This is a genomic window from Kitasatospora sp. NPDC098663, assembly GCF_044760075.1.
GTDB lineage: Bacteria > Actinomycetota > Actinomycetes > Streptomycetales > Streptomycetaceae > Kitasatospora.
Map to the genome: position 1 here is coordinate 1 of NZ_JBIWAP010000030.1, position 20,578 is coordinate 20,578.

21 protein-coding genes and 1 pseudogene are annotated in these 20,578 nt (G+C 71.0%); 13 read left to right on the forward strand and 9 right to left on the reverse strand.

The window, feature by feature from the left end; translation table 11 throughout:
• Positions 1 to 198 precede the first annotated feature (198 nt).
• Positions 199 to 1,158, forward strand: a complete 960-nt coding sequence (locus ACIQVZ_RS28310) for a pirin family protein (protein WP_402453690.1) — start codon at positions 199 to 201, stop codon at positions 1,156 to 1,158.
• Positions 1,159 to 1,818: 660 nt separating this feature from the next.
• Here ACIQVZ_RS28310 and ACIQVZ_RS28315 read toward each other — a convergent pair.
• The gene (locus tag ACIQVZ_RS28315; RefSeq protein WP_402453692.1) at positions 1,819 to 2,253 is read right to left on the reverse strand and encodes a polymorphic toxin-type HINT domain-containing protein; all 435 of its coding nucleotides are present in this window, start codon (positions 2,251 to 2,253) and stop codon (positions 1,819 to 1,821) included.
• Positions 2,189 to 2,482, reverse strand: a complete 294-nt coding sequence (locus ACIQVZ_RS28320; RefSeq protein WP_402453829.1) for a hypothetical protein — start codon at positions 2,480 to 2,482, stop codon at positions 2,189 to 2,191. The genes ACIQVZ_RS28315 and ACIQVZ_RS28320 overlap by 65 nt, the downstream gene beginning before the upstream one ends.
• On the opposite strand from ACIQVZ_RS28320, the gene ACIQVZ_RS28325 reads away from it, so the two are divergent.
• The 5 genes and pseudogenes from ACIQVZ_RS28325 to ACIQVZ_RS28345 all read left to right on the forward strand — a co-directional run.
• Positions 2,373 to 2,603 carry a hypothetical protein gene (locus ACIQVZ_RS28325; protein ID WP_402453822.1) on the forward strand — a complete coding sequence of 77 codons (231 nt, stop codon included), beginning with the start codon at positions 2,373 to 2,375 and terminating at the stop codon, positions 2,601 to 2,603. The two genes, ACIQVZ_RS28320 and ACIQVZ_RS28325, sit on opposite strands and share 110 nt — an antisense overlap.
• A 13-nt stretch (positions 2,604 to 2,616) precedes the next feature.
• A complete protein-coding gene (locus tag ACIQVZ_RS28330; protein ID WP_402453693.1) occupies positions 2,617 to 3,756 on the forward strand; it encodes a hypothetical protein in 1,140 nt (379 codons plus the stop codon).
• Positions 3,757 to 3,844: 88 nt separating this feature from the next.
• Positions 3,845 to 5,716 (forward strand): DUF4357 domain-containing protein, encoded by a 1,872-nt coding sequence (locus ACIQVZ_RS28335; RefSeq protein WP_402453695.1) that lies wholly within the window; start codon positions 3,845 to 3,847, stop codon positions 5,714 to 5,716.
• Positions 5,713 to 6,948: an McrC family protein gene (locus tag ACIQVZ_RS28340; protein WP_402453697.1), complete on the forward strand. Its 1,236-nt coding sequence runs from the start codon at positions 5,713 to 5,715 to the stop codon at positions 6,946 to 6,948. The genes ACIQVZ_RS28335 and ACIQVZ_RS28340 overlap by 4 nt, the downstream gene beginning before the upstream one ends.
• A gap of 12 nt (positions 6,949 to 6,960) precedes the next feature.
• Positions 6,961 to 7,152: pseudogene (locus ACIQVZ_RS28345) on the forward strand (hypothetical protein); the annotation flags it as partial.
• Positions 7,153 to 7,506: 354 nt separating this feature from the next.
• Here the strand turns inward: ACIQVZ_RS28345 and ACIQVZ_RS28350 are convergent.
• Together ACIQVZ_RS28350 and ACIQVZ_RS28355 are read right to left on the reverse strand one after the other, a co-directional pair.
• Positions 7,507 to 8,169: a hypothetical protein gene (locus tag ACIQVZ_RS28350; RefSeq protein WP_350883300.1), complete on the reverse strand. Its 663-nt coding sequence runs from the start codon at positions 8,167 to 8,169 to the stop codon at positions 7,507 to 7,509.
• Positions 8,166 to 8,726 carry a sigma factor-like helix-turn-helix DNA-binding protein gene (locus tag ACIQVZ_RS28355; RefSeq protein ID WP_350883298.1) on the reverse strand — a complete coding sequence of 187 codons (561 nt, stop codon included), beginning with the start codon at positions 8,724 to 8,726 and terminating at the stop codon, positions 8,166 to 8,168. Before ACIQVZ_RS28355 ends, ACIQVZ_RS28350 begins: the two co-directional genes overlap by 4 nt.
• A 422-nt stretch (positions 8,727 to 9,148) precedes the next feature.
• Here ACIQVZ_RS28355 and ACIQVZ_RS28360 point away from each other — a divergent pair, with 422 nt between their 5' ends.
• The gene (locus tag ACIQVZ_RS28360; protein ID WP_402453700.1) at positions 9,149 to 9,964 is read left to right on the forward strand and encodes an SAM-dependent methyltransferase; all 816 of its coding nucleotides are present in this window, start codon (positions 9,149 to 9,151) and stop codon (positions 9,962 to 9,964) included.
• A 75-nt stretch (positions 9,965 to 10,039) separates the two neighbouring features.
• On the opposite strand, the gene ACIQVZ_RS28365 is transcribed toward ACIQVZ_RS28360, so the two are convergent.
• Positions 10,040 to 10,213, reverse strand: a complete 174-nt coding sequence (locus ACIQVZ_RS28365; RefSeq protein ID WP_402453702.1) for a hypothetical protein — start codon at positions 10,211 to 10,213, stop codon at positions 10,040 to 10,042.
• Entirely contained in the window at positions 10,210 to 10,371 is a 162-nt protein-coding gene (locus ACIQVZ_RS28370) for a hypothetical protein (RefSeq protein WP_350883292.1), read from the reverse strand. Before ACIQVZ_RS28370 ends, ACIQVZ_RS28365 begins: the two co-directional genes overlap by 4 nt.
• 407 nt (positions 10,372 to 10,778) lie before the next feature.
• Between ACIQVZ_RS28370 and ACIQVZ_RS28375 the strand changes: the two genes are divergently transcribed.
• The 3 genes from ACIQVZ_RS28375 (at position 10,779) to ACIQVZ_RS28385 (ending at position 16,177) form a co-directional block, all read left to right on the forward strand.
• A complete protein-coding gene (locus tag ACIQVZ_RS28375) occupies positions 10,779 to 13,385 on the forward strand; it encodes a hypothetical protein (protein WP_402453704.1) in 2,607 nt (868 codons plus the stop codon).
• Between the two features lie 52 nt (positions 13,386 to 13,437).
• Positions 13,438 to 14,391, forward strand: a complete 954-nt coding sequence (locus tag ACIQVZ_RS28380) for a Gfo/Idh/MocA family protein (RefSeq protein WP_402453707.1) — start codon at positions 13,438 to 13,440, stop codon at positions 14,389 to 14,391.
• A 370-nt stretch (positions 14,392 to 14,761) separates the two neighbouring features.
• Positions 14,762 to 16,177 carry a DUF2079 domain-containing protein gene (locus ACIQVZ_RS28385; RefSeq protein ID WP_402453709.1) on the forward strand — a complete coding sequence of 472 codons (1,416 nt, stop codon included), beginning with the start codon at positions 14,762 to 14,764 and terminating at the stop codon, positions 16,175 to 16,177.
• 185 nt (positions 16,178 to 16,362) lie between these two features.
• Here ACIQVZ_RS28385 and ACIQVZ_RS28390 read toward each other — a convergent pair whose 3' ends face one another.
• Together ACIQVZ_RS28390 and ACIQVZ_RS28395 are read right to left on the reverse strand one after the other, a co-directional pair.
• The gene (locus ACIQVZ_RS28390) at positions 16,363 to 16,944 is read right to left on the reverse strand and encodes a hypothetical protein (protein ID WP_402453712.1); all 582 of its coding nucleotides are present in this window, start codon (positions 16,942 to 16,944) and stop codon (positions 16,363 to 16,365) included.
• A 188-nt stretch (positions 16,945 to 17,132) separates the two neighbouring features.
• Entirely contained in the window at positions 17,133 to 18,185 is a 1,053-nt protein-coding gene (locus ACIQVZ_RS28395) for a bile acid:sodium symporter family protein (RefSeq protein ID WP_402453714.1), read from the reverse strand.
• Between the two features lie 124 nt (positions 18,186 to 18,309).
• Here ACIQVZ_RS28395 and ACIQVZ_RS28400 point away from each other — a divergent pair, with 124 nt between their 5' ends.
• The 3 genes from ACIQVZ_RS28400 to ACIQVZ_RS28410 all read left to right on the forward strand — a co-directional run bounded on the left by ACIQVZ_RS28400 (position 18,310) and on the right by ACIQVZ_RS28410 (position 19,910).
• Positions 18,310 to 19,188, forward strand: coding sequence for a LysR substrate-binding domain-containing protein (locus ACIQVZ_RS28400; RefSeq protein ID WP_350883280.1), 879 nt, complete (start codon positions 18,310 to 18,312; stop codon positions 19,186 to 19,188).
• Between the two features lie 218 nt (positions 19,189 to 19,406).
• Entirely contained in the window at positions 19,407 to 19,685 is a 279-nt protein-coding gene (locus ACIQVZ_RS28405) for a helix-turn-helix transcriptional regulator (protein ID WP_350883278.1), read from the forward strand.
• Between the two features lie 39 nt (positions 19,686 to 19,724).
• Positions 19,725 to 19,910, forward strand: a complete 186-nt coding sequence (locus ACIQVZ_RS28410) for a hypothetical protein (protein ID WP_402453716.1) — start codon at positions 19,725 to 19,727, stop codon at positions 19,908 to 19,910.
• Between the two features lie 36 nt (positions 19,911 to 19,946).
• Here the strand turns inward: ACIQVZ_RS28410 and ACIQVZ_RS28415 are convergent, their stop codons facing one another.
• Positions 19,947 to 20,321, reverse strand: coding sequence for a helix-turn-helix transcriptional regulator (locus ACIQVZ_RS28415; RefSeq protein ID WP_402453823.1), 375 nt, complete (start codon positions 20,319 to 20,321; stop codon positions 19,947 to 19,949).
• Positions 20,322 to 20,578 lie beyond the last annotated feature (257 nt).

A 20,578-nucleotide genomic window follows, 5' to 3' on the forward strand; every position in this document is an offset into this window, starting at 1 on the left:
GGACAGCTACCTCGCAGGCCTCCACCTCCGTGGCGCGATGATCTGGATCAAGGACCTCACCCGGACCCGTTGATCACGACCGAATACGCGCCCTAGGGGCCCGGCCCGCCGAGGGGTGGAGGATCCAGTGGCCGTCAGGGATGATCGTTGGCGAACGCCCCTCGCCCGGCCCCTCTCCGCACGGTGGTGGAACCGCACATGAGTAACCTCGACCGCAAGCCCTCCCCGACCACCTGCGGCCGCGAGGCCGACACCGGACCGGTCAAGGACCTGCTGACCGGACGCCAGGTCCAGCTCGGCGAGAGCACGATGGTCCGCCGCCTGCTCCCCAACCTGGGCCGCCGGATGGTCGGCGCCTGGTGCTTCGTCGACCACTACGGACCCGACGACATCGCCGATGAACCCGGCATGCAGGTCCCGCCCCACCCCCACATGGGCCTCCAGACGGTCAGCTGGCTCCACCAGGGCGAGGTGCTGCACCGCGACAGCCTCGGCAGCCTCCAGACCGTCCGCCCGTACGAACTGGGCCTGATGACCTCCGGCCGGGCGATCTCCCACTCCGAGGAATCCCCGCGCCCGCACGCCCGCTACCTGCACGGCGCCCAGCTCTGGGTCGCCCTCCCGGACGCCCACCGGCACACCGCCCCCACCTTCGAGCACTACGCCGACCTGCCCGTCGTCACCGCCCCCGGCCTGCACGGCACCGTCATCCTCGGCACCCTCGACACCGCCACCTCGCCCGGCACCGCCTACACCCCCCTCGTCGGCGCCGACCTCGCCCTCACCGAGGGCGCCGACCTCAAGCTCCCGCTCGTCCCCGACTTCGAGTACGCCGTCCTCTCCATGTCCGGCAGCGTCGACGTCGACGGCGTCCGCGTCGAACCCGGCTCCATGCTCTACCTCGGCTGCGGCCGCCCCGAACTCCCCCTCCACGCCCGCACCGACGCCGCTGTCCTCCTCCTCGGCGGCGAACCCTTCGACGAGCAGATCCTCATGTGGTGGAACTTCATCGGCCGCTCCGGCGAGGAGATCACCCAGGCCCGCGAGGACTGGATGTCCACCGCCCGCTTCGGTGACGTCCACGGCTACGCCGGCGACCGGCTGCGGGCGCCGGAGCTCCCCGCCCTCCCGCTGAAGGCGCGGGGGCGCCTGCGCTGACCTGGCGAAATGCGCTCGGGAGGCACGCACCTGCGGCCTTCTCCAGAGGTGGATCCGGATCATGCGGTGCGCCGGGCTGAGGAGGGCGTGGGGTGCGTGCTACGTAATGGCGATAAGTCAGCCAACATGCATCGAGGGCCCTGTGGAAATTGCCGCAGGGCCCTTCGCTCCAGGTGAAATTCTCGATCCCGGACCCGAAGGCCACCTCGAACCGAATTCCAGCGAAAGAATCGCTTCCATGCCGGAGGAAGCCGCGCCGAAGCCATCCAATATTTAGGTCATTGCGCATCCGGCCCCGATTCGGGACCTACGTAAATCTCCGCGCCGCCCTCATGCCATGCCCGAGTGTACCCACCGCGCGGCGCGGAGACCACAAATTTTCCGTCCTCCAGGGCAACCATCCCGTCGTCTCCTCCCTCTGGCCACTCCACGATGATTGGCGTGCCCGGCCACATGGTGGTTTCATCCGCAGTCGGCTCAAAAGCCACCACAATTGGTCGGTCTGCGTGGATTACGAAACGCATTTTTACCCTTCGAGATGATCCATGTAGTACTGGAACAGGTGCGCCCAGGACCAGGCGCTTGGGTTGGCCTTCAGTGGGTCGCCGACCCACTTTTCTGCCGACTTGTCAGCTCTATTCTTATGGAAGCTCCCCCATTTCATGGCAACTGTCTTGGCCAGTCCGAGTTCGGCCATTGTCCATGCCTGCTCCGGTGTTCGAGAATTGCCGCATTTTCGAGGGATTTCCCACCCCGTGCCACCTTGCTCAAAGCCGTTCGCGTAGGCACACCCAGTCGCTCCCATGTCGCGTCGAGCTCCTTTGCGCTGGGTACGTCCCAATTATCGCAAAGCGGCTTCGAGTTGTGGACGAGCGCCGGTGTCGCGCCGACCATTACATAGTACGTGTGGAGGTCTTCGACCGTCAGGTTGTAAGCGGGTTGAAGAACGCTGCGGTGGCGTATGAGGCCGATTTGCTGAGACTGGCTGGAGGGGTCACGAAGTGTCTCCCCGGCCTTCAGGTCACTGGCGTCAACCCAGGTTTGGCGATTTTCCGGCCAGAAGGGGGTGGTGGTCTGTGCTGGTGAGAGAGCCACCTGCGGTCAGGCTGATGTCTGTGAAGTCGAGGTCGTCCGGGGTGTAGATGGTGGGCTGGACCCGTCGGGGCTCCGCCCGCCTGGCGATCGGCGACAACGTGAGCGCCTGTACCGGCGCCCTGGCCGGCCGATACTGGGTGCTCACCGCCGCCTCCTGCTTCGCCGACGACCCCGACCAGCCGCAGGCCCTGGCCGCGGGCGCGCCGAAGTGGAAGACCACCGCCACCATCGGCCGGTGTCGGGGCTCGCTGCCGCGGCCGTCGGTGGGCGGCGATAGCGTGCGGATCGGCAGAAGCAGTGCTGGCGCTCTATCAGGAAAGCGGGTCCGCTGTGGGCTTCCCTTCGAGTGACATGCTTGCAGCGATGGGGGATCTCCTCATGTACGAGGCGTTCGGCGAGAGGTTTCGTACGCGGCATCCCGATCTCGCCAGGCGCCTTGAGGTGCGGCAATCGCCGACGTTGCACCTGTCTGTGTCGCTGGCCGGAGAACGTTCCGTGGCTCTCGCCCAGATGCGTTTCGCCAAGCCGTACGACCACACGCCCGTTTGGGCGGTTGTTGGGCCGAAGATCTCCGAGCCGCCTCGCATCTGGTCCGGCACCACGGACATGGACGTCCTCGTGGACGCTCTCCATGCCAGGGCCGTGGCCGAGCTCGAACGTGAGGAGGAGCAGGGCCCCTGGAGGTGGGACGAGCCTGCGGCTGGCGAGATGGTGGCGCTCGCGGACGACCTGTCGGCCCACGGAGTGGACGTGCTGATGGCCGTGGTGCAGAACCGGTGTTGCGCGGTGGAGGCCGAGCGAGGTACGAAGGCTGAGTACTTCGGCAGAGACCAGGGAGACTTCGTCGTCGTCCAGGGCCTGGGGTGCTTGATCAGGGTGTCCAGCAAGCCGTTGTCGGGGTGGAGTGCGAGCGTCCGGGCCGACGAGGGAGAGGTCTGGCAGCGGCTCGACCTGGGAGGCCTCCTGTTCGGTGAGCCGTCCGTCGTCCCGGGGGTGAAGCCCGACCGCGTCGACCGGGCGAAGCTCGTGGGGGTTGTTGCGGATCTGGCCCACCTTCCTCGCGTGGCCACCGTAGAGGACCGGATCCAAGGCCTGCCCGCGCAGCGGTCGCAGGCGGCCGACCCGCCGGCGCGTTCGGTTGTGGTCGAAAGCGCGGCACGGGAGCTGGCCAGGATGGGATTCGCGGACGTCGTACCGGACGACACGTGCAGCCGACTTGAGTCGGAGACCTTCCATATCGAGTGGTGGAACCGTTCGAAGAGTATGGGCCTCGGGGACGTGCAGCGTCTGTACGGCACGGCCGCTGTGGCAGGACGACGGCTCATGGTGCTGTCGGAGAGCACTGCCACGAAGCCCGCTTGTGCCTTCGCGGACCAGGCGAAGGCCTTCGTCTTCACGGTCGATCCGGGCAGCCACCGTCCCCACGCATGCAACGACCTCGCCAGGGAGGTCGTCCTCGACAAGTCGAGCTGGGCTCCGGCGCGAGGCCTGCTCGATCGCTGACCCGGGTGAGGAGAGGGCGGGCGCTACTTGTCGGTGGCAGGCCTTATTGTGCGTTGAGGATCTTCGGGCGTGAGGGTGGGAGCGGGGCGTGGAGGACGAGTTCCAGGAGTTCGAGTTGCGGTTGCCCTATGGCGGGCCGGTCGCGCGCGGCCGGCTGCTGTCGGAGAAGGGGAGCAACGGCAGTCAGAAGTTCCTGGTGTACGAGGGGGCGCCGGCGCGGGGCAAGGTTGTTCCGTCGTACTCGGAGCGCAGGGCGTCCTCCAGCCGCCTGCGGATGCAGCTCATTGAGGAGGGCAAACTGCGACCCTCCGAGCGCTGGCCCGGACATCTTGAACTGGCCGAGGACGTGGAGTTCGGCTCCCCTTCCGCCGCTGCCGAAGTGATGATGGGCCGCTCGGCCAACGGTTGGACGCGATGGCGTACCAAGGACGACCGGCCGCTGTCGGAATTCATGTCGGGCGTCTGGGCCGGGCCCAACCGTGCCTGGTTGGTTCGCGGTTCCAACGTCTCCGGCTTTGACCTCGTCCAGCGACTCTGGCTGCCCGAGGGCCGGGTCACCCTCTCCGCGTCCCGGTTGCGGCAGGGCGTCGGGCAGGGCGCGAGCAAGGAGCAGCTGAGCGCGTTCGTCCGGGAGGACTACGAGTCCACGACGACGTACAGCCAGAAGCAGGATCTCGTCGAGGAACTGCACGCCTTCCTCTCCCGGATCAAGCCCGGCGACACCGTGTGCACAATCTCCGGTGGCCTGCTGTACGTCGGCGAGGTGACCGGACCGGTGGAACAGACGTCCTCGGAGGACGGGCGGTCCAACCTGCGCCGCCCGGTGGAGTGGCAGAGCGAGGGGTACTCCTTTTCCGACCTGCCCGAGGAGCTTCAGCAGAAGCTCTCGGTGCAGCACGACGTCGTGGATCTCACCTCCGAACAGGCCCTTATCAGGGGCCTCGGGCTGAGCGACCAGGAGTTGGAGGAGGAAGCCGAGGCGATAGAGCGTGACCCGAGTGTGGAGATCCGCATCGCCCGGCGCGAACTGGCCCTGCCCGAGCCGACCCCCGAACTCGCCGAGGAACTGCTCGTTCACGACGTGGAGTGGCTCCAGGAGGTCCGCGACCTCCTCTGGGACGAGCGCCAGTTGGTCCTCTATGGTCCTCCGGGAACCGGCAAGACGTACCTCGCGCAGAAGCTCGCGGAGTTCCTGGGCGGCGGCCCCGAGCAGGTCAAACTCGTCCAGTTCCACCCCTCCTACGCCTACGAGGACTTCTTCGAGGGGTTCCGCCCCAAGGAGGACCCGGAGACTCGCGAGGTCGCCTTCCGTCTCACCGCCGGCCCGCTGCGTGAACTCGCCGACCTCGCCTCTCGCGAGGGCAACCGGCACGTGCCGCACTTCCTGATCATCGACGAGATTAACCGCGCCAACCTGGCGAAGGTCTTCGGGGAGCTGTACTTCCTCCTGGAGTACCGCAACAAGGCCGTCCGGCTCACCTACTCCGGCGACGACTTCGCCCTCCCGCCGAACTTGTTCATCATCGGCACCATGAACACCGCCGACCGTTCCATCGCCCTGGTCGACGCGGCGATGCGGCGGCGGTTCGCGTTCGTCGAGCTGTCACCGCGGACGGAGCCGACCAGCGGTCTGCTGCGGCGCTGGCTCGCGGCGCAGGAGCGTGACGACGAACCGGCCGACTTGCTGAACGCGCTCAATACCCGAATCGACGACGCGGACTTCCGGATCGGGCCCTCGTACCTGATGAAGCCGGGCGTCTATCGCGATGGCGGGCTGGACCGCACCTGGCGGACCAAAATTCTTCCCTTGTTGGAGGAGCACCACTACGGCGAGGGTGTCGACATCGAGAAGCGCTACGGCCTCGCAGCGCTGCGGGCCGAAGTGGCCGCCAAGCGCTCCAGGTTCGCCATGCAGCCGGGCGACATCGTGTGGGACAACCAGCCCCAGTCCGAGTCGTGACCGTCGCCCGCCTGACCGAGCACGCCCCGGCGGTGTCCGTTCCCCTTCCGGACGCCGCCGGCCGGGCCATCGCCGCCTCCCGCATCCTCGACACGGCCGCCCCCGATCCGTACCGGACGGGCCACTGGACACTGCGGGCCGGCAGCAAGGTCGGCGCGGTGAGCCTGGCGGTCCCGGGCGGCGATTCCGTCGTCCTGCGGATCACTCCCAAGGTGCCGATCGCCCGCCTCTTCTTCCTGATCGGCTACAGCCTCGACCCGCGCGGCTGGCGGGACGGGGACGTCGAGGTCGGCGACCACGACGAACTCCTGCCGGCCCTCGCCCACGCAGTGGAGCGTCAGGTGGACCGGGCGCTGCGACAGGGTCTCCTCCAGGGCTACCGTACGTTCGAGGACAGCGCCCTCGTGGTCCGCGGCCGGATCCGCGAAGCCGAGCAGATACGCCGCCGATTCGGCGCCGTCCTGCCCGTGGAGATCGCGTACGACGAGTTCACCACCGACATCACGGAGAACCGTATCCTGCGGGCCGCGGTCGAACGCCTGCTCCGCCTGCCCGGGGTACCCCAGGACGTGCGCCGCCGCCTGCTGCACCAACGGGTACGCCTCGCGGAGGTCTCTCCGCTCCTACGCGGCCAGGCGCTCCCCGTCTGGCACGCCACCCGCCTCAACGCCCGCTACCACCAGGCGCTCCATCTCGCCCGTGCCGTCCTCGGTGGATCGTCACCCGAGCACACCACCGGTGAACTTCGCATCGACGGCTTCCTGTTCAACATGAACAAGCTCTTCGAGGACTTTGTGACGGTGGCCCTGCGCGAGGAGTACCGCGGGACGGACCGCACCTGCCGACTCCAGGACCCGCACCACCTCGACGAGGCCGGGGAGATCCGGATGAAGCCCGACTTCGTCCTGTACGGCCCGGAGGGCGCTCCGCAGGCCGTGGCCGACGCCAAGTACAAGACCGAGAAGTCCGGCGGCTACCCGGACGGTGACCTGTACCAGATGCTGGCCTACTGCACCGCCCTCGGCCTGCCGGAGGGGCACCTCGTCTACGCCAAGGGAAACGCCCCGCACGCCGCCCACCGGGTGCGGCACGCCGGCATCGTCATCCACCAGCACGCGCTGGACCTCGACCGGGGGTCGGTCGGTCTGCTAGGTGAAATCCGTTCCCTGGCCCGCCAGATGGCCTCGGGCGTGACGGTCCGATCACGATCGGAACAGCTGCCAGGCGGGTAGGGAGTCCGTCGGGTACCGCAGCTCGCGTTCGCGAACAGCTTCTGGGAGAGCTATGACGTCCCGGAGAAGCCCGTCAAGGTCGGCGTCCGGAAGGCGATGCAGAAGTTCCAGCAGCTCACCGTGTCCGAGCTGCACGCGGGCAAGGGCCTGCACCTGGAGTCCGTGGACAAGGCGTGCGATCCGCGGATGCGGACGATCAGGATCGCTCACCGTGCCGCCCTGGCCGCCTACCGCGCCGTCCGTGACCGGGTGCGCGAGGGGCGGTTGCTGGTCGACGGCGAGCTGTTCGCCGAACTGGTCGAGGCCGACGCGGACTACGAGACGCTCTCCTACTTCCCGTACCTGCTTGCCGGGCACCTCGACCGACTGCCGCACCGGGGCCGGCCGGCCGGCCCGTCGGCCCACGGTGTGCGTGTTCCTGGACACCTCCCAGGTGGCCAACCTGGCGCGACGTCCACGGCTACGCCGGCGACCGGCTGCGGGCGCCGGAGCTCCCCGCCCTCCCGCTGAAGGCGCGGGGGCGCGTGCGCTGAGGCGGGGAGGCGGGGTTCGCGGTCGCTAGCGTTCGTCGGTGAGGTCGCGTACGAGGGTGCTGCTCATCTGGGGGAGTTCGCCGTACTCGGGGTCGTCGCCGGCGACGGGGAGTTGGTGGATCACGGCCGCGAGGCGGGGGGGCAGCTTCACGTCGAGGCCGTAGTGGCACCGGGCGAGGATGTCGGTGAGCACCTGGGCCGGCAGCAGGGCGTGAGGAGTGCTCAGGACGCGCTGTGGCGGGCGGGGTTTGGTGGCCAGTGCTTCGGCCTGTTGGCGCCAGACTTCCGCGTCCAGGAACTCCCCGAGGCTGCGGTGCAGCAGGCTCAGGAACGACGCGGAGGTGTAGGAACCGCCGCCGGCCGCGAACTGCCACCAGAACTGGGCGCCGTCGCGATGGCCCGCGACGTACAGCAGCGCGCCGAGGACGAGGGCGCCCTCGGGGTGGATCTGCTCGCCGTTGACGAGGAGGCCCAGGGAGGCCGCGGCGGACGGCATCGAGAGGACCAGGGACGCGGCGAGGTCGAGTTCGTGGGCCGCCTGCTTGTGCTCGGAGGACAGCGGACTCGGGGCGGTCAGCAGCCGCTCCCAGGAGACGCCCGTGCCCCCTGGCTGCGGCCGCGGGGCCCGGGTGGGCAGGTGGATGCCGGCCATGTTCGGGTGCAGGGCCCGGTCGTGCTCGGTGCTCACCGGTTCTCCCCGCGTCGGCCGCCGAGCGCCGCGGCCAGACGGTCGAGAGCCTGGCTCGCGGTCGAACGGACGTTGGCCTCGGTCGTCCCCAGGCAGTCGGCGATCTGCTCGTCCGGCAGGTCGAGCAGGTACCGCAGCACGATCACGTCGTGCCGCCGCTCGGACAACCGCCTTAGCGCGACGTACAGTTGCTCGTGGGTGCCGCCGGTCTCCATCAGGTGCTGCGCCCGTTCGGCGGCGATCCGCACGGCGTAGACCCACCCGGGGACGCACGGCTGGGTGGGCAGCGGCTCGCCGTTCATCATCAGTTCCGCCAGGGCGGCACCGATCTCCTCCTTGAGGATCGTCCAGGCGTGGAACGGTGGGATCTTCTCGCGCAGGATGCGCGGCCACTCCTTCCACACGCGGACCTTCGCGATCTCCACCGCTCTGTGTGCGGCGTCGTCGTCGCGAAGGCGCGCGCGGGCGAACCCGCTCCACGCCCCCTCGTGCGTGTCGCAGAAGGCGTCGAACGTCAGGCGGTCCCGGTCTCCGACCACCCAGTCGCTCTCGGTCACGTCCCATTCCTCCCCTGCGGCACGCCTGTCGGCTGCCGTCCGGCGCGGGCCGCCGACCGTGGCTGAACCCCACGGCCGTACGGCGGTCACGGTGGGAACTCGCTTCCCTGGTAGGAACATTAAGGCGGATTGGATGCCGAGATGTTAAACCGCGACAAGGTGTTTCGAGATCAGACATAAGGTGCGGCGATGATGGAGATACCGTGTCGGAACATGGTCAGAGTGAGTCACTACATGCTCTGATTCGGTCGTCCTGCTGCACGGTCGCGTCGTCACCGGCGGCGGCCCTTGATTGGCCGTTCGGGCGTGTGGGCATAGTGGAAGGGGCCGCGCCAGGGTTCGCCACCGCTCGCCACGGTGGCGCGGGCGCGGATCGGTCCTGTCCTGCGCAGGGCGAGTCGATGACGTATCAGGGGGAACGCATGACGGACGGCACCGCCAGGACCGACGACGTAGAGGTCAACCTCGACATACACCTGGCCCACTCGGCACGGATGTACGACTACTACCTCGGCGGCACGACGAACTTCCCCGCCGACCGTGAGGCCGCCGGCCGGGCCCTGGCGGTCTTCCCCTACGCCCGCTCCGCCGCGCGCGCCAACCGCGCCTTCATGCGCCGGTCGACGCAGCTGCTCGCCGAGGCCGGGATCCGGCAGTTCCTCGACATCGGCACCGGGATCCCCACCTCGCCGAACCTGCACGAGGTCGCGCAGTCGGTCGCACCGGACGCCAAGGTCGTCTACGCCGACAACGACCCGATCGTGCTCCTCCACGCCCAGGCGCTCCTGCGCGGCACCGAGCAGGGCGTCACCGCCTACGTGCAGGCCGATGTGCGCGAGCCCGGAGACCTGTTGGACTCGGCCCGGTCCATCCTGGACTTCACCCAGCCGATAGCGCTCAGCATGAACGCCCTGCTGCACTTCGTGCCGTTCGACGCCCAGCGGATCACCGAAGGCCTCAAGGCCCAACTGCCCAGCGGTTCCGCGCTGGTGGTCAGCCACTTCACGCAGGACTTCGCCGCCGAGGAGACCGCTCGGCTCATCCAGGTCTACACCGCCGCGGGAACCCCCGTCGCCGCCTGCACCCGCGACGAGTTCGCGCAGTTCTTCACCGGTTGGAACCTCCTGGAGCCGGGCGTCGCGGCCACTCCGCGCTGGCACCCGGCGCCCGCGGACGACACCGAGCACGTCACCGACGCAGCGGCCTCCTGCTACGGGGCCGTCGCCATCCGCCCCTGAGTCGTTCTCCCAGTCTGGCAGCTCCGAAGCCCGGATGTTCAAGCCCGTACATCGGCATTCCGGGACCCGGGCGGCTCACTCGCGCCCGCCGATCGCGTCGACCGGCGCCGGCCGCAGGGCGGACCGGGTGGCCACCGCGATCGAATCCCAGGAGAGCGCGACGGTGACCGCCACGATCGCGAGGAGGCCGACGGGGGAGACGGACGGAACGGGTGACTCCGTCAGCCCGAGGCTGGAGCGCCCAGTCACCCGAACGGCCGCCCCCGCGCGGCCTTGAACGCCTCCTGGCCGCCGACCTGGACCGTCAGGTGGCGTCCGACGGCGCCGCGCAGCGCGTCGGCGAGCGCCTTCGGGCCGGTCCCGTCCGCGGACCTGACCAGCACGGCGGTCTGGTCATCGGGTTGCACACCCGGGAAAGGCACTCCCACCGGAATCAGACGGTCCCACTCCGGGAGTGCGGACGCCACAGTCCAGTCCGATGCGTACGACATCCAGCCCCGGTATCAGGCTCCTTGACGTGCCGTAACCCCTCGACGCCGTGGCCCAGCGGACCGACCAGCCGTCGGATGCGGCGCCCCACGCAGGTTGAGACAGGCTCGGGGAGCCTGCCCGAGGCCCGCCGCACCCCATCGTCGTGGCCGAGGAGCGCACGGGGTCGGCCGCCTGAAATCCCCATGAGAGAGATTGTGGCGTCGCAGCAATCACTGACAAGATTTCAGCACGGCATCCTGTTGCGGGAGATGCCGCCGGACCGACCGTGGCTCGACGCACGCCAGGAGGCCGCATGGCACGGGTGAACCTGAGGGCTGCATTCATGAGCGGCCTTTCGTCCACCGTCACGGCTCAGCAGGTTTTCACCAACCGGGTCGACGAAGTGGCCGCATTCGCCCGGTCGGTCGACGAGCTTCACCGGATGCTGGACGAGGCCGAGGTCTCGTCGGTCGTGGACCGCGGGCAGGGCCGCCGCAATGTGCTGACCTTCTACGGCGTGGGTGGCATAGGCAAGACGACGCTCTCCCACGAGTTGGAGCGCCGCCTCCTCGCCGAAGCGCGGGAGAAGGAGCGCGACGACGTGGTGACCGTGCGGATCGATCTCTCGGAGGAGGGCGCCGGCGACATCGAGAGACTGTTGCTGTGTCTGAGGGCCGCTCTGGGCCGGTTGGGGAGCCGTTGGCCGGCCTTCGACCTGGCACTGGCCGCCTACTGGGCTCGCGCCCACCCCGGCGAGGCCTTGCAGGAGTTCCTGGACGCCTCGCCGGCGCTGCGGCGCGCCTCGCGGAGCATCGCGCTGGGCGACCAGATCGCGGAGGCCGTGAAGCAGGTCGACCCGGGTGGTCTGGGAGGTCTGACCGGACTGGCCCACCGGGCCGCGCTGGTCACGTACCGTGCCGTCCGGGACCGGGTGCGGGAGGGCCGGCTGCTGGCCGACTGCGATCTGTTCGCCGAACTGGTCGAGGCGGACGCCGACTACGAGACGCTCTCGTACTTCCCGTACCTGCTGGCCTGGGACTTGGAACGGCAACCCCGGGGCGGTCGGCCGGGCCGGCGGCCCCGGGTGTGCGTCTTCCTCGATACCTTCGAGGTGGTCAACGGTCAGGCCGATCGCGCAGTGGAACGGTTCGTCCAGCGCTGCGCCTATCTGATGCCGAACGTGCTGTTCGTCATCACCGGCCGGAACCGGATCGACTGGGCCGACCCGGGTGCGGGCGGCGAGCTGGACTTCACCGGCCCGGAGTGCTGGCCCCATCTGCACTTCAGCAACGACACGGCCGAACCGCGGCAGCACCTCGTGGGGTACCTGTCGGACTCCGATGCGGACAGCTATCTCCGTGAGGCCCTCGTCCGGGACGGCGAGCCCGCGATGTCGGCGGAGATCCGGGAACGCGTCATCTCCGGCGGCCAGGGGCTTCCCCTGTACCTGGACCTGTCGGTCTCCCACTACGCCGCCCTGCTGGCACGCGGTCGGCAACCTTCCGTGGCGGACTTCGGCGGCTCGTTCACAGCCGTCGCGACCCGGTCGATCAGGGACCTCCCCCGGGAGGAACGCGACCTGGTCCGAACAGCCGCGCTCACCGACCGGGTGGGCGCAGAGCTGCTGCGCGCCGGTCAACCCGGAGTCTCCGACGGGAGCGTGGCACGGTTCCTTCGCCGACCGTTCCTGACACACGACGACGCCTATGCGTTCCCGTACGCGTTGCACATGGCGCTGCGGCAGGCCATCGGCGAGGCGGACCGGACGCTTCCGGACGGTTGGTCGGATCGTGACCGCAGTGAGGTCGCCGCCCGTCTGCTGAGCTGGCTGGGCGAACGGCTGGGCCCCTCCGGCGGGCGGGTGGCGACGGCGCAAGCCCTCGAAACCGGGCTCAAGCTCTCTGCCGAGCACGGTGTCTTCGACGACTGGATGGCGCTGGCCACGCAGCGACTCGTCGAGGCCGGCCAGTGGTCGGAGCTCGGAGCCGGTCTTACCGGCGCCCCGGTGGGCCTCCCCGAGTACCGGGCGATCCGGGCCGCCATCCGAGGAGTCCAGCTCCGCCGGACCGGCCGCGTCGAGGAGGCGATCGAGTTGCTCGGCGGCGCGGCCGGAGGCGTGCGGCACGGTGGTCGAACGGCACAGCTGGTCCGCATCCACCTCGCCCACGCCCTGCGCAACCACGGCGACTACACGCAGGCCGCGGAGATCTACCGGGGCTTGGTGGGGGGCGAGTTCGACGCGGCCGCCCGCTACTGGCTCAGCGACTTCGACTACCTCAACGGGCGGTTCGCGGCCGCTCTCGCCTCCCTGCACGAACAACCGGTCCGTGGCCCGGAGGACGAAGGCGAACGGCTCCGGCTGACCGGGCACATCTGGCGGGTCAACGCCCGCTTCGAGGAGGCGACTTCCGTCTACCACGAGGCGATCGGCCTGGCGAGGCGCGAGGGGCTGGCCGCCGCAGAGGCGAAGGCACTCGCCAACCTGGCGCAGACCGCCTGCTGGTCCGGGGACACGGCAGCCGTCGCCGACGCGGCGGGCCGGGCCCGGGAACTGCTCGACCTGGTGCCCAACCCCGTCGAACTGGTCAAGCTCCGGTCCGCCGAGGCGGTGGCCCACGCCATGGCCGGTGACGTCGGCGCCGCCCGGTCCGCAGTAGGAGACACCCGGCACCTTGCGGACGGGATCGCTTACCGGGGCGGCCACAACCTGGCGGACGTGGCCGAGATCCTCCTCGGCGTCCTCGCCGGTGACCACGAGTGTGCTCGTCGCACGCGATCCGAGCTCGATGCGCGCACCCGTACGTCCGGAGGCAACACCTACTGGGTTCCCATCGCGACCTCCTGGATCGACGGCTCCCTCGCCGCCGCGGAGCACCTGCCTGCCGTCGGCTGGGTGGACGGCCCCGTCGCGTCGTTGGGTCGCTGGGCAGCGGTGGTGACACGTCGATGACTCTCCCCGGCCCCCGCACCTCGGCCGAGTCGTCCGGAGAAAGCAGAGTTCGATGACTGACCTCGTAAGCGTCGGCCTCGTCGGCGTCGGTACCATCGCGCAGACCCATCTCGCAGTCCTGGCCGAACGGGCCGATGTGCTGGTCGAGTTCACGGTCGATCCGAACCGGCCGGAACCGCCCTCGTTCCGTGGAACCACCCCGCGTCACTACGCCGGTCTGGACGACGCGCTCGCGGAGCACCGACCCGATCTGCTCGTGCTCGCCACTCCCACGCACACGCACGCGGAGCTGGCGGCCCAGGCTCTCCGGCTCTCCACGGCCAAGGTGCTGGTCGAGAAACCCCTTGTCCACGACCTCGCCTCGCTCGGGCGGCTCCGCGCGCTGGACGAAGCGGTCGACGTGTGGGGCCGGTTGTTCACCGCGCACCACTTCGCCTTCTCGCCGGAGGTCGGCTGGGCGGCGGAACTGCTTGCCGAGCACCCCGAGTGGGGGCCCGTCACGACCGTCACCTCCGCGTTCTACGACCCCTACGTCCTCAAGGGCACCGATGCCTACGAGTCCTACGGCTCCAGCTGGATGGACTCCGGGGTGAACCAGCTCAGCATGCTCACCCGCCTGGTCGACCTCACGGCGCTCACCTCCGTCCGGCAGCTGGACGGCGGCGCCAGCGCGTGGTGCACCGCCGAGTACCTGTCCCGGGGCGAGTCTGGCACCGCACGTCTGCGCAGCAGTTGGCTCACGGGCTCCAGCAGCAAGGAGAGCAGTCTGGTCCTCGGCCGGGCGGGTGTGGAGGTGTGGATCGACCACACCTCCATGACCGGCTTCGCGGCCCGGGACGGCGACCTGCTCGCCGCCTTCGGGACGGACGGTCGGACGGCCCGGAAGGTCGCCCACTACCGGCCGCTGTACGAGAGCCTGCTCTCCGACCGCCCCGACCCGGTCCTCGGGTTCGACGCGGCCGCGAGGATCACCGAGATCCATCACGCGGCGCCCGGCGCGGAGTAGTCCCCGGGGCGGGAGGGACGCTGCGACGAGCACCCGCGGGCGCTACCAGGGGGGCAACTCGCCAGCCTGGTCGGCGGCCGCCTTCCCCGGGCCGGTCGTAGCGGTTGAGGAGCCGCAAGGCCCGGCGGTTCGCCCGCAGCCACCGGACGGTCTGCGCGCGGGGGCCTGCGGGGCGCGCACGCGAGCGGACCCGCGTACGGGCGCGCGGGGGTGTCGCGGTTCCTGAAGGTGTGCTCAGGCTTCTTCAGCGGATCTTCAGCGGGTTGGTCGGAGGCTTCTGGGGTCACTCCCCGTCCGCCCCGTCGCAAGTGAGCCCCCGTTGCCCCTGAGCCCGATCCGTGCAGCCCGCGCCACGGCCGAGACCCGGCCCGTGCCCGAACGGCGGCGGCCCGCCGCCGAGGGGGCGGGGGCGGCCCTGCTGCCCTGGGTGCTCGCCGCCGTGCTGTTCGCCGCCTACACCGCGCTGTCCGTCTCCCGTCACCTGCACCTGCGGACGAACGGCTTCGACCTGGGGATCTTCGAGCAGGCCGTGCGCGGCTACGCCGAGGGCCGCGCGCCGGTCTCCGAGTTGAAGGGGCCGGGCTTCCACCTGCTCGGGGACCACTTCCACCCGATCCTGGTTACCCTCGCACCGTTCTACCGGGTCTTCCCCTCCGCGCTCACCCTGCTCGTCGCCCAGGCGGCGCTGGTCGCCGTGTCCGCCGTCCCCGTGACCAGGGCCGCGGTGCGGGCGGTCGGCCGGTGGGCGGGCGGGGGCATCGGGGTGGCGTACGGGCTGTCGGTCGGCCTGCAACAGGCCGTCGGCTTCGACTTCCACGAAATCGCCTTCGCCGTACCGCTGTTGGCGTTCTCGCTGGAGCGGCTGATACTCCGGCAGTGGCGGGCGGCGGTGGGCTTCGCCCTGCCGTTGCTGCTGGTCAAGGAGGATCTCGCGGCGACGGTCGCCGTCATCGGCTGCCACCTGTTCTGGCACGGCCGCCGCCGACTGGGCGCGAGCGTCGTCGGGCTCTCCGCCGCCACCCTGCTCCTGGTGCTGCTGGTCGTCATCCCGGCCCTGAACCCGGACGGCGCCTACACCTACCTCTCCAGCGTCGACGGCCCGGCCGGCGACCCCGTGACCAGGCTGCTCCTGCCCGGCGAGAAGTGGCACACCGTTGTCACGATCCTGGCCCCCACCGCGTTCCTGGCGCTGCGCACCCCGCTGATCCTGCTCGCCCTGCCGACGCTGGGCTGGCGCTTCTGGTCCACTAACCCGTTCTACTGGGGGACGGGCTTCCACTACGGCGCCGTCCTGATGCCGATCGTCTTCCTCGCCTTCGTCGACGCTCTGGTCCGGCTTCGGCTTCGGCTCCGGTTCCGGGCCCGGCACGGACTGCGGTGGTGGACGGTCCGCGGTTCCGTGGCCGTCGGGCTCGCCGCGACGGCCGCCGCCCTGCCCGCCCAGCCCCTCGCGGAACTGGCCCGCCCCGCCACCTGGCAGCGTGACGCGACCGTCGACGCGGTGAGCGCGCTGCTGCGCCGGATCCCGGACGGTGCCGAGGTGGCCGCCGCCAACGGCTTCGCGGCCCAACTCACCGGTCGTACCCGGGTCTACCTCTTCCCCCGCTACCCGGGCGGCCCCGGCGCGCGGCCCGACTGGGTGGTGGCGGCCGACCAGCCGCGCGACGGGCTCCTCCCCGCCCGCGACGAGGTCGAAGCCCTCCGTGCTCTCCCCGCCGCCGGCTACCGCCCCGTCGCGAGCGCCGCCGGCATCACGGTCTACCGGCTCACCGACCCTGCGGGCTGACCCGGGGCGGCGGTGGGACGACGGGGGGCATGGTGACAACTCGGCGCCAACGTGCGGTGGTTGCGCCGACGCGCGCGGGGCCCGCCACGTGCGGGGTGGCCCTGCGCGCGTCGGAGGGGCGACAGGACAGCGGGGCGGAGGGACGACAGGACAGCGGGGCGGAGGGGCGACAGGTCGGCCTGGTGTCAGCTGAAGGTGGCGTCGGCGGTCAGCGTCGAGTGGGCGATGTCCTGGCCGGTTCCGAGCAGGACGTCGACGCAGTTGTCCACGATCGGCTGGTCGCTGGTGACGTCCACGAGCGCGGACAGCTTCTCCCCGGCCAGGCGGGTGGAGGAGCCGGTGACGGTGCCGGTGAGGGTCCCGGCCCCGTCGACCTCGACGATGGCGATGTCGGTGATGGTGCTGCTCGCCTGCGTGCCGTTCTTCAGGTTCCAGGTGAAGGTCGCCGAGGAGCCCGGCGCCAGTGCCGGGGGCGTCACCGGGCTGCAACTGATCGCGTCGAACCTGAGCGTCGCGGTGACGGTGCCGCCCGTCACGGCCGTCGGGCCGTCCAGTGAGTCCTCGCAACCGCTCGCCGTCCCGCCGATCGCCACGGTGGTGGCCTTCGGGCCGGCCGAGAGCGGCGGGCTGAAGCTGACGGCGGCGTTCACGGTGCAGTTCAAGGTTTCCGCGGCGGCCGTCGGGGCGGCGTCGGCGACAGGTGTCACGCCGGTGCACAGGGCGGCGAGAACGGCGGACACGGTCACGGCGCTTCGGCGTACGGACACGTGGATTCCCTTTCTTTCGTCGGACCGGGGGTGAGGCCCTGGCTCTCGGAGCGCGGTGGGGCGGGCCGAAGGGTGACAGTGGCACGGCGCGAGGAATTCCGGCCGTCGCCATCCCGGGGATCCCGCCGATACGCCTCGAATGGTCCAGCACTGCGGTCCGGCCCTCCGCTGAGGGCGCGCGGCACTCGTCAGGCCACGGGGTCGAGGGCCTGCACGGCCGCCGGCTGTGCCGTGGCCCCGGCGCCCTCGGCCTGCGCGCCCCAGCGGCGGGCCAGGATGGCGCAGACCATCAGTTGCAGCTGGTGGAAGAGCATCAGCGGCAGCACCATCAGCCCGGCCGCCGGGCCCGGGAAGAGGACGGCGGCCATCGGGACGCCGCTGGCCAGGCTCTTCTTGGAGCCGCAGAAGACGATCGCGACCACGTCGCCCCGGTCGAACCCGAGCCGGCGGCCGACCAGCAGCGTCGCGGTCAGGACCAGCCCCAGCAGCGCCGCCTCCACCCCCAGCAGTGCCGCCAGCCGGGGCAGGGAGAGGGCGCTCCACACCCCGCCCACCACGGCGGCGCTGAAGGCGCTGTAGACGACCAGCAGGATCGAGCCGCGGTCGACCAGGCCGAGGACGGCGCGGTGGCGGGCCATCCAGGCGGCGATCCAGGGGCGCAGCACCTGGCCGGCGGCGAAGGGGAGGAGGAGATGCTCGGCGATCTCCAGCACGGTGCCCGGCGAGACGCCGCCCTCGGTGTGCAGGAGCACGGCGGCGAGCAGCGGGGTCAGGACGATGCCGAAGAGGCTGGAGAAGGTCGCGCTGCAGACCGCCGCGGCCGTGTTGCCGCGGGCGATGGAGGTGAAGGCGATCGAGGACTGCACGGTGGAGGGCAGCAGGGTCAGGAACAGCAGGCCCGGGTAGAGCTGCGGCGACAGCACCGTCGGCACCAGCAGGTGGGCGGCCACCCCGAGCAGGGGGAAGAGGCCGAAGGTGACCGCGAGCACGGTGCCGTGCAGCCGCCACTGCTTGAGCCCCTCCCAGGCCTCGCGGGCGGAGAGCCGGGCGCCGTAGAGGAAGAACAGGACGGCGACCGCGCCGGTGGCGGCGTCCGAGAAGGCCGGTGCGGCGGCGCCGCGGGCGGGGAGCAGGGCGGCCACTGCCACGGTGCCCAGCAGGGCGGCGATGAACGGGTCGACCCGGAGGCGGGCGGGGCGCCGGGGCAGGTGGGAGCGGAGCGGGCGGTTCGGGCGAGGCATGGTTCTCCGCGGTGGCGGTTCGGGTGGGACGGCCCCAGCCTGCCGCCCGCCGGGGTGATTGTGAATCCCGCTGGCGGCACTCACTGTCATCATGATCTGTGATATCAGCGGATAGAATGGCTGGATGTTCGATCCGGTGCAGTTGAGGTCCTTCCTCGCGGTGGCCCAGACCGGCGGCTTCACCCGGGCCGCCCAGCGGCTGGGGCTGCGGCAGTCGACGGTCAGCCAGCACGTGCGGCGGCTGGAGACGGCCGCCGACCGGCAGCTCTTCCTGCGTGACACCCACTCCGTACAGCTCACCAGCGAGGGCGAGGCCATGCTCGGCTTCGCCCGGACGATCCTGGAGGCGCACGAGCAGGCGCTCGGCTACTTCGCGCAGACGCAGGTGCGCGGGCGGGTGCGGTTCGGCGCCTCGGAGGACTTCGTCCACACCGAGCTGCCGCAGATCCTGCGGAGCTTCCGGCGGAGCAACCCCCAGGTCGACCTCGAACTCACCGTCGGCCTCAGCGCCGTGCTCTACGAGCAGCTGGCCGACGGACGGCTCGACCTGGTGCTCGGCAAGCGCCCTCCCGGCGGTGGCTCGCAGGGCCAACTGGTGTGGCAGGACAAGCTGGTGTGGATCGCTGCGGAGGATTTCCGGACGGACCCGGCGGAGCCGCTGCCGCTGATCGTCTACCCGCCGCCCAGCTTCATCCGGGTCCGCGCCCTGGAGGCCTGCGAGCGCGACGGGCGGCCTTGGCGGATCGCCTGCACCAGCACCAGCCTCTCCGGGGTCCGGGCCGCCGCGCTGGCCGGCCTCGGGGTGGTGCCGCACGCCCGCAGCCTGATCCCGTCAGGCCTGCGGGTGCTGCCCGACCAGCCGGGCCTGCCCAGCCTCGGCACCACCGAGTTCGCCCTCACCACGGGGCGCACCACGGCGCGCGGCCCGGCCCGGGTGCTGGCCCAGGCCGTCCTCGCGGACGCGTTCCGCCTGCAACGCGCACCGGAGCGGGCGGAGCCGTGACGGGGGGCGACGGCCGGGGGTCGCCCCGGCCGTGGGCGAGCGCGCGGCAGCGGCGAGGCGGCGTGTCGGCGGGTTCCTACCGTCGATGGTGACAGAGAGTCAAGGGCGGTGGCCCGAGGCTGACTTCACGCCGCCCCGCCGTTGAACCCGGCGGTTCCCCGGTCGCGTTACGAAGGCTATAGCAGCCGGCTGACGCGGACAGGGAAAGGTCGGGAAAGATGCGATTTGGCGACATGCTGCACGGACACCGGAAGCACCGGGGCCTGACCCAGCAGCAACTGGCCGACCTCGCCACGCTGAGTGTTCGCGCGGTGCGCAACCTGGAACGGGGCGGGGCGCTGCGGCCCCGGCGGGAGACGGTGCGGCTGCTCGTGGACGTGCTGCGGCTGGACGCCGACCAGCGGGCGCAGTTCGAGTCGGCGGCGTTCTCCGAGGCGCCGGGCGGGGCGGCCCGTGATCGCGGCCCCGGCTTGCGGGTGCCCGGGGCGCGCGTTTGAGTGGGAAGGTACCGGCGGAATCGGGGGCGAGGAGGCGCCATGTCGCACCACAAGTCCAACAAGGACGTCGAAGGCGACCCGGACAGCGGGCACGGGCGCGGTCTGCCCCGGCGGCCCGACGAGGAGGAGCTCGACGAGCGCACCGAGGAGGACCGCGAGGAGGTGGGCCTGCCCCCGGACCCGGACCCGGACTCGGACGACCGGCCCGAGCAGAGCCGGCGGTAGGGGGCGGGGCTGGGGCCGAGCTCGGCCGGAGCCGCGCTACGGGCCGGTGGGGTCGCCCGCGCCCCCGGTCCTGGTCGGCCGGGTGTGGACCTTGGCGACGCAGGCCGGGAGGGCGGCGGCGTGGTCGTGGTCCCGGGCCCGGTACGCGCTGGGGGTCTCGCCCACCAGCTGGGTGAACCGCGAGCTGAACGAGCCCAGCGAGGTGCAGCCGACCGCCATGCAGACCTCTGTCACGCTCAGGTCGCCGCGCCGCAGCAGCGCCTTGGCCCGCTCGATCCGGCGGGTCATGAGGTAGCCGTAGGGGGTCTCGCCGAAGGCGGCGCGGAAGCTGCGGGAGAAGTGGCCCGGCGACATCAGTGCGGTGTGCGCCAGCGCCGGCACGTCCAGTGGCTGGGAGTAGTCGCGGTCCATCCGGTCGCGGGCCCGCCGCAGCCGGACGAGGTCGGGTAGGGGGACTCGGGACGCCTGGGGCACGTGCGCCACGCTACCCGCCCGGTCCGACAGGGGCGCGCGCAGGCGTGCGCCGGCCGCCGCCCCGGGCTGCCGCGTCCACGCCCGCGCCCCACCCGCGCTCCACCCGCTTCCGCGTGCCCGTCCCCGGCCCTGCGCCCCCGTCCCGCCCCAGCGCGCTGCGCCCCGCCTCCGCACCCCACCGCCCCGTCCGGACG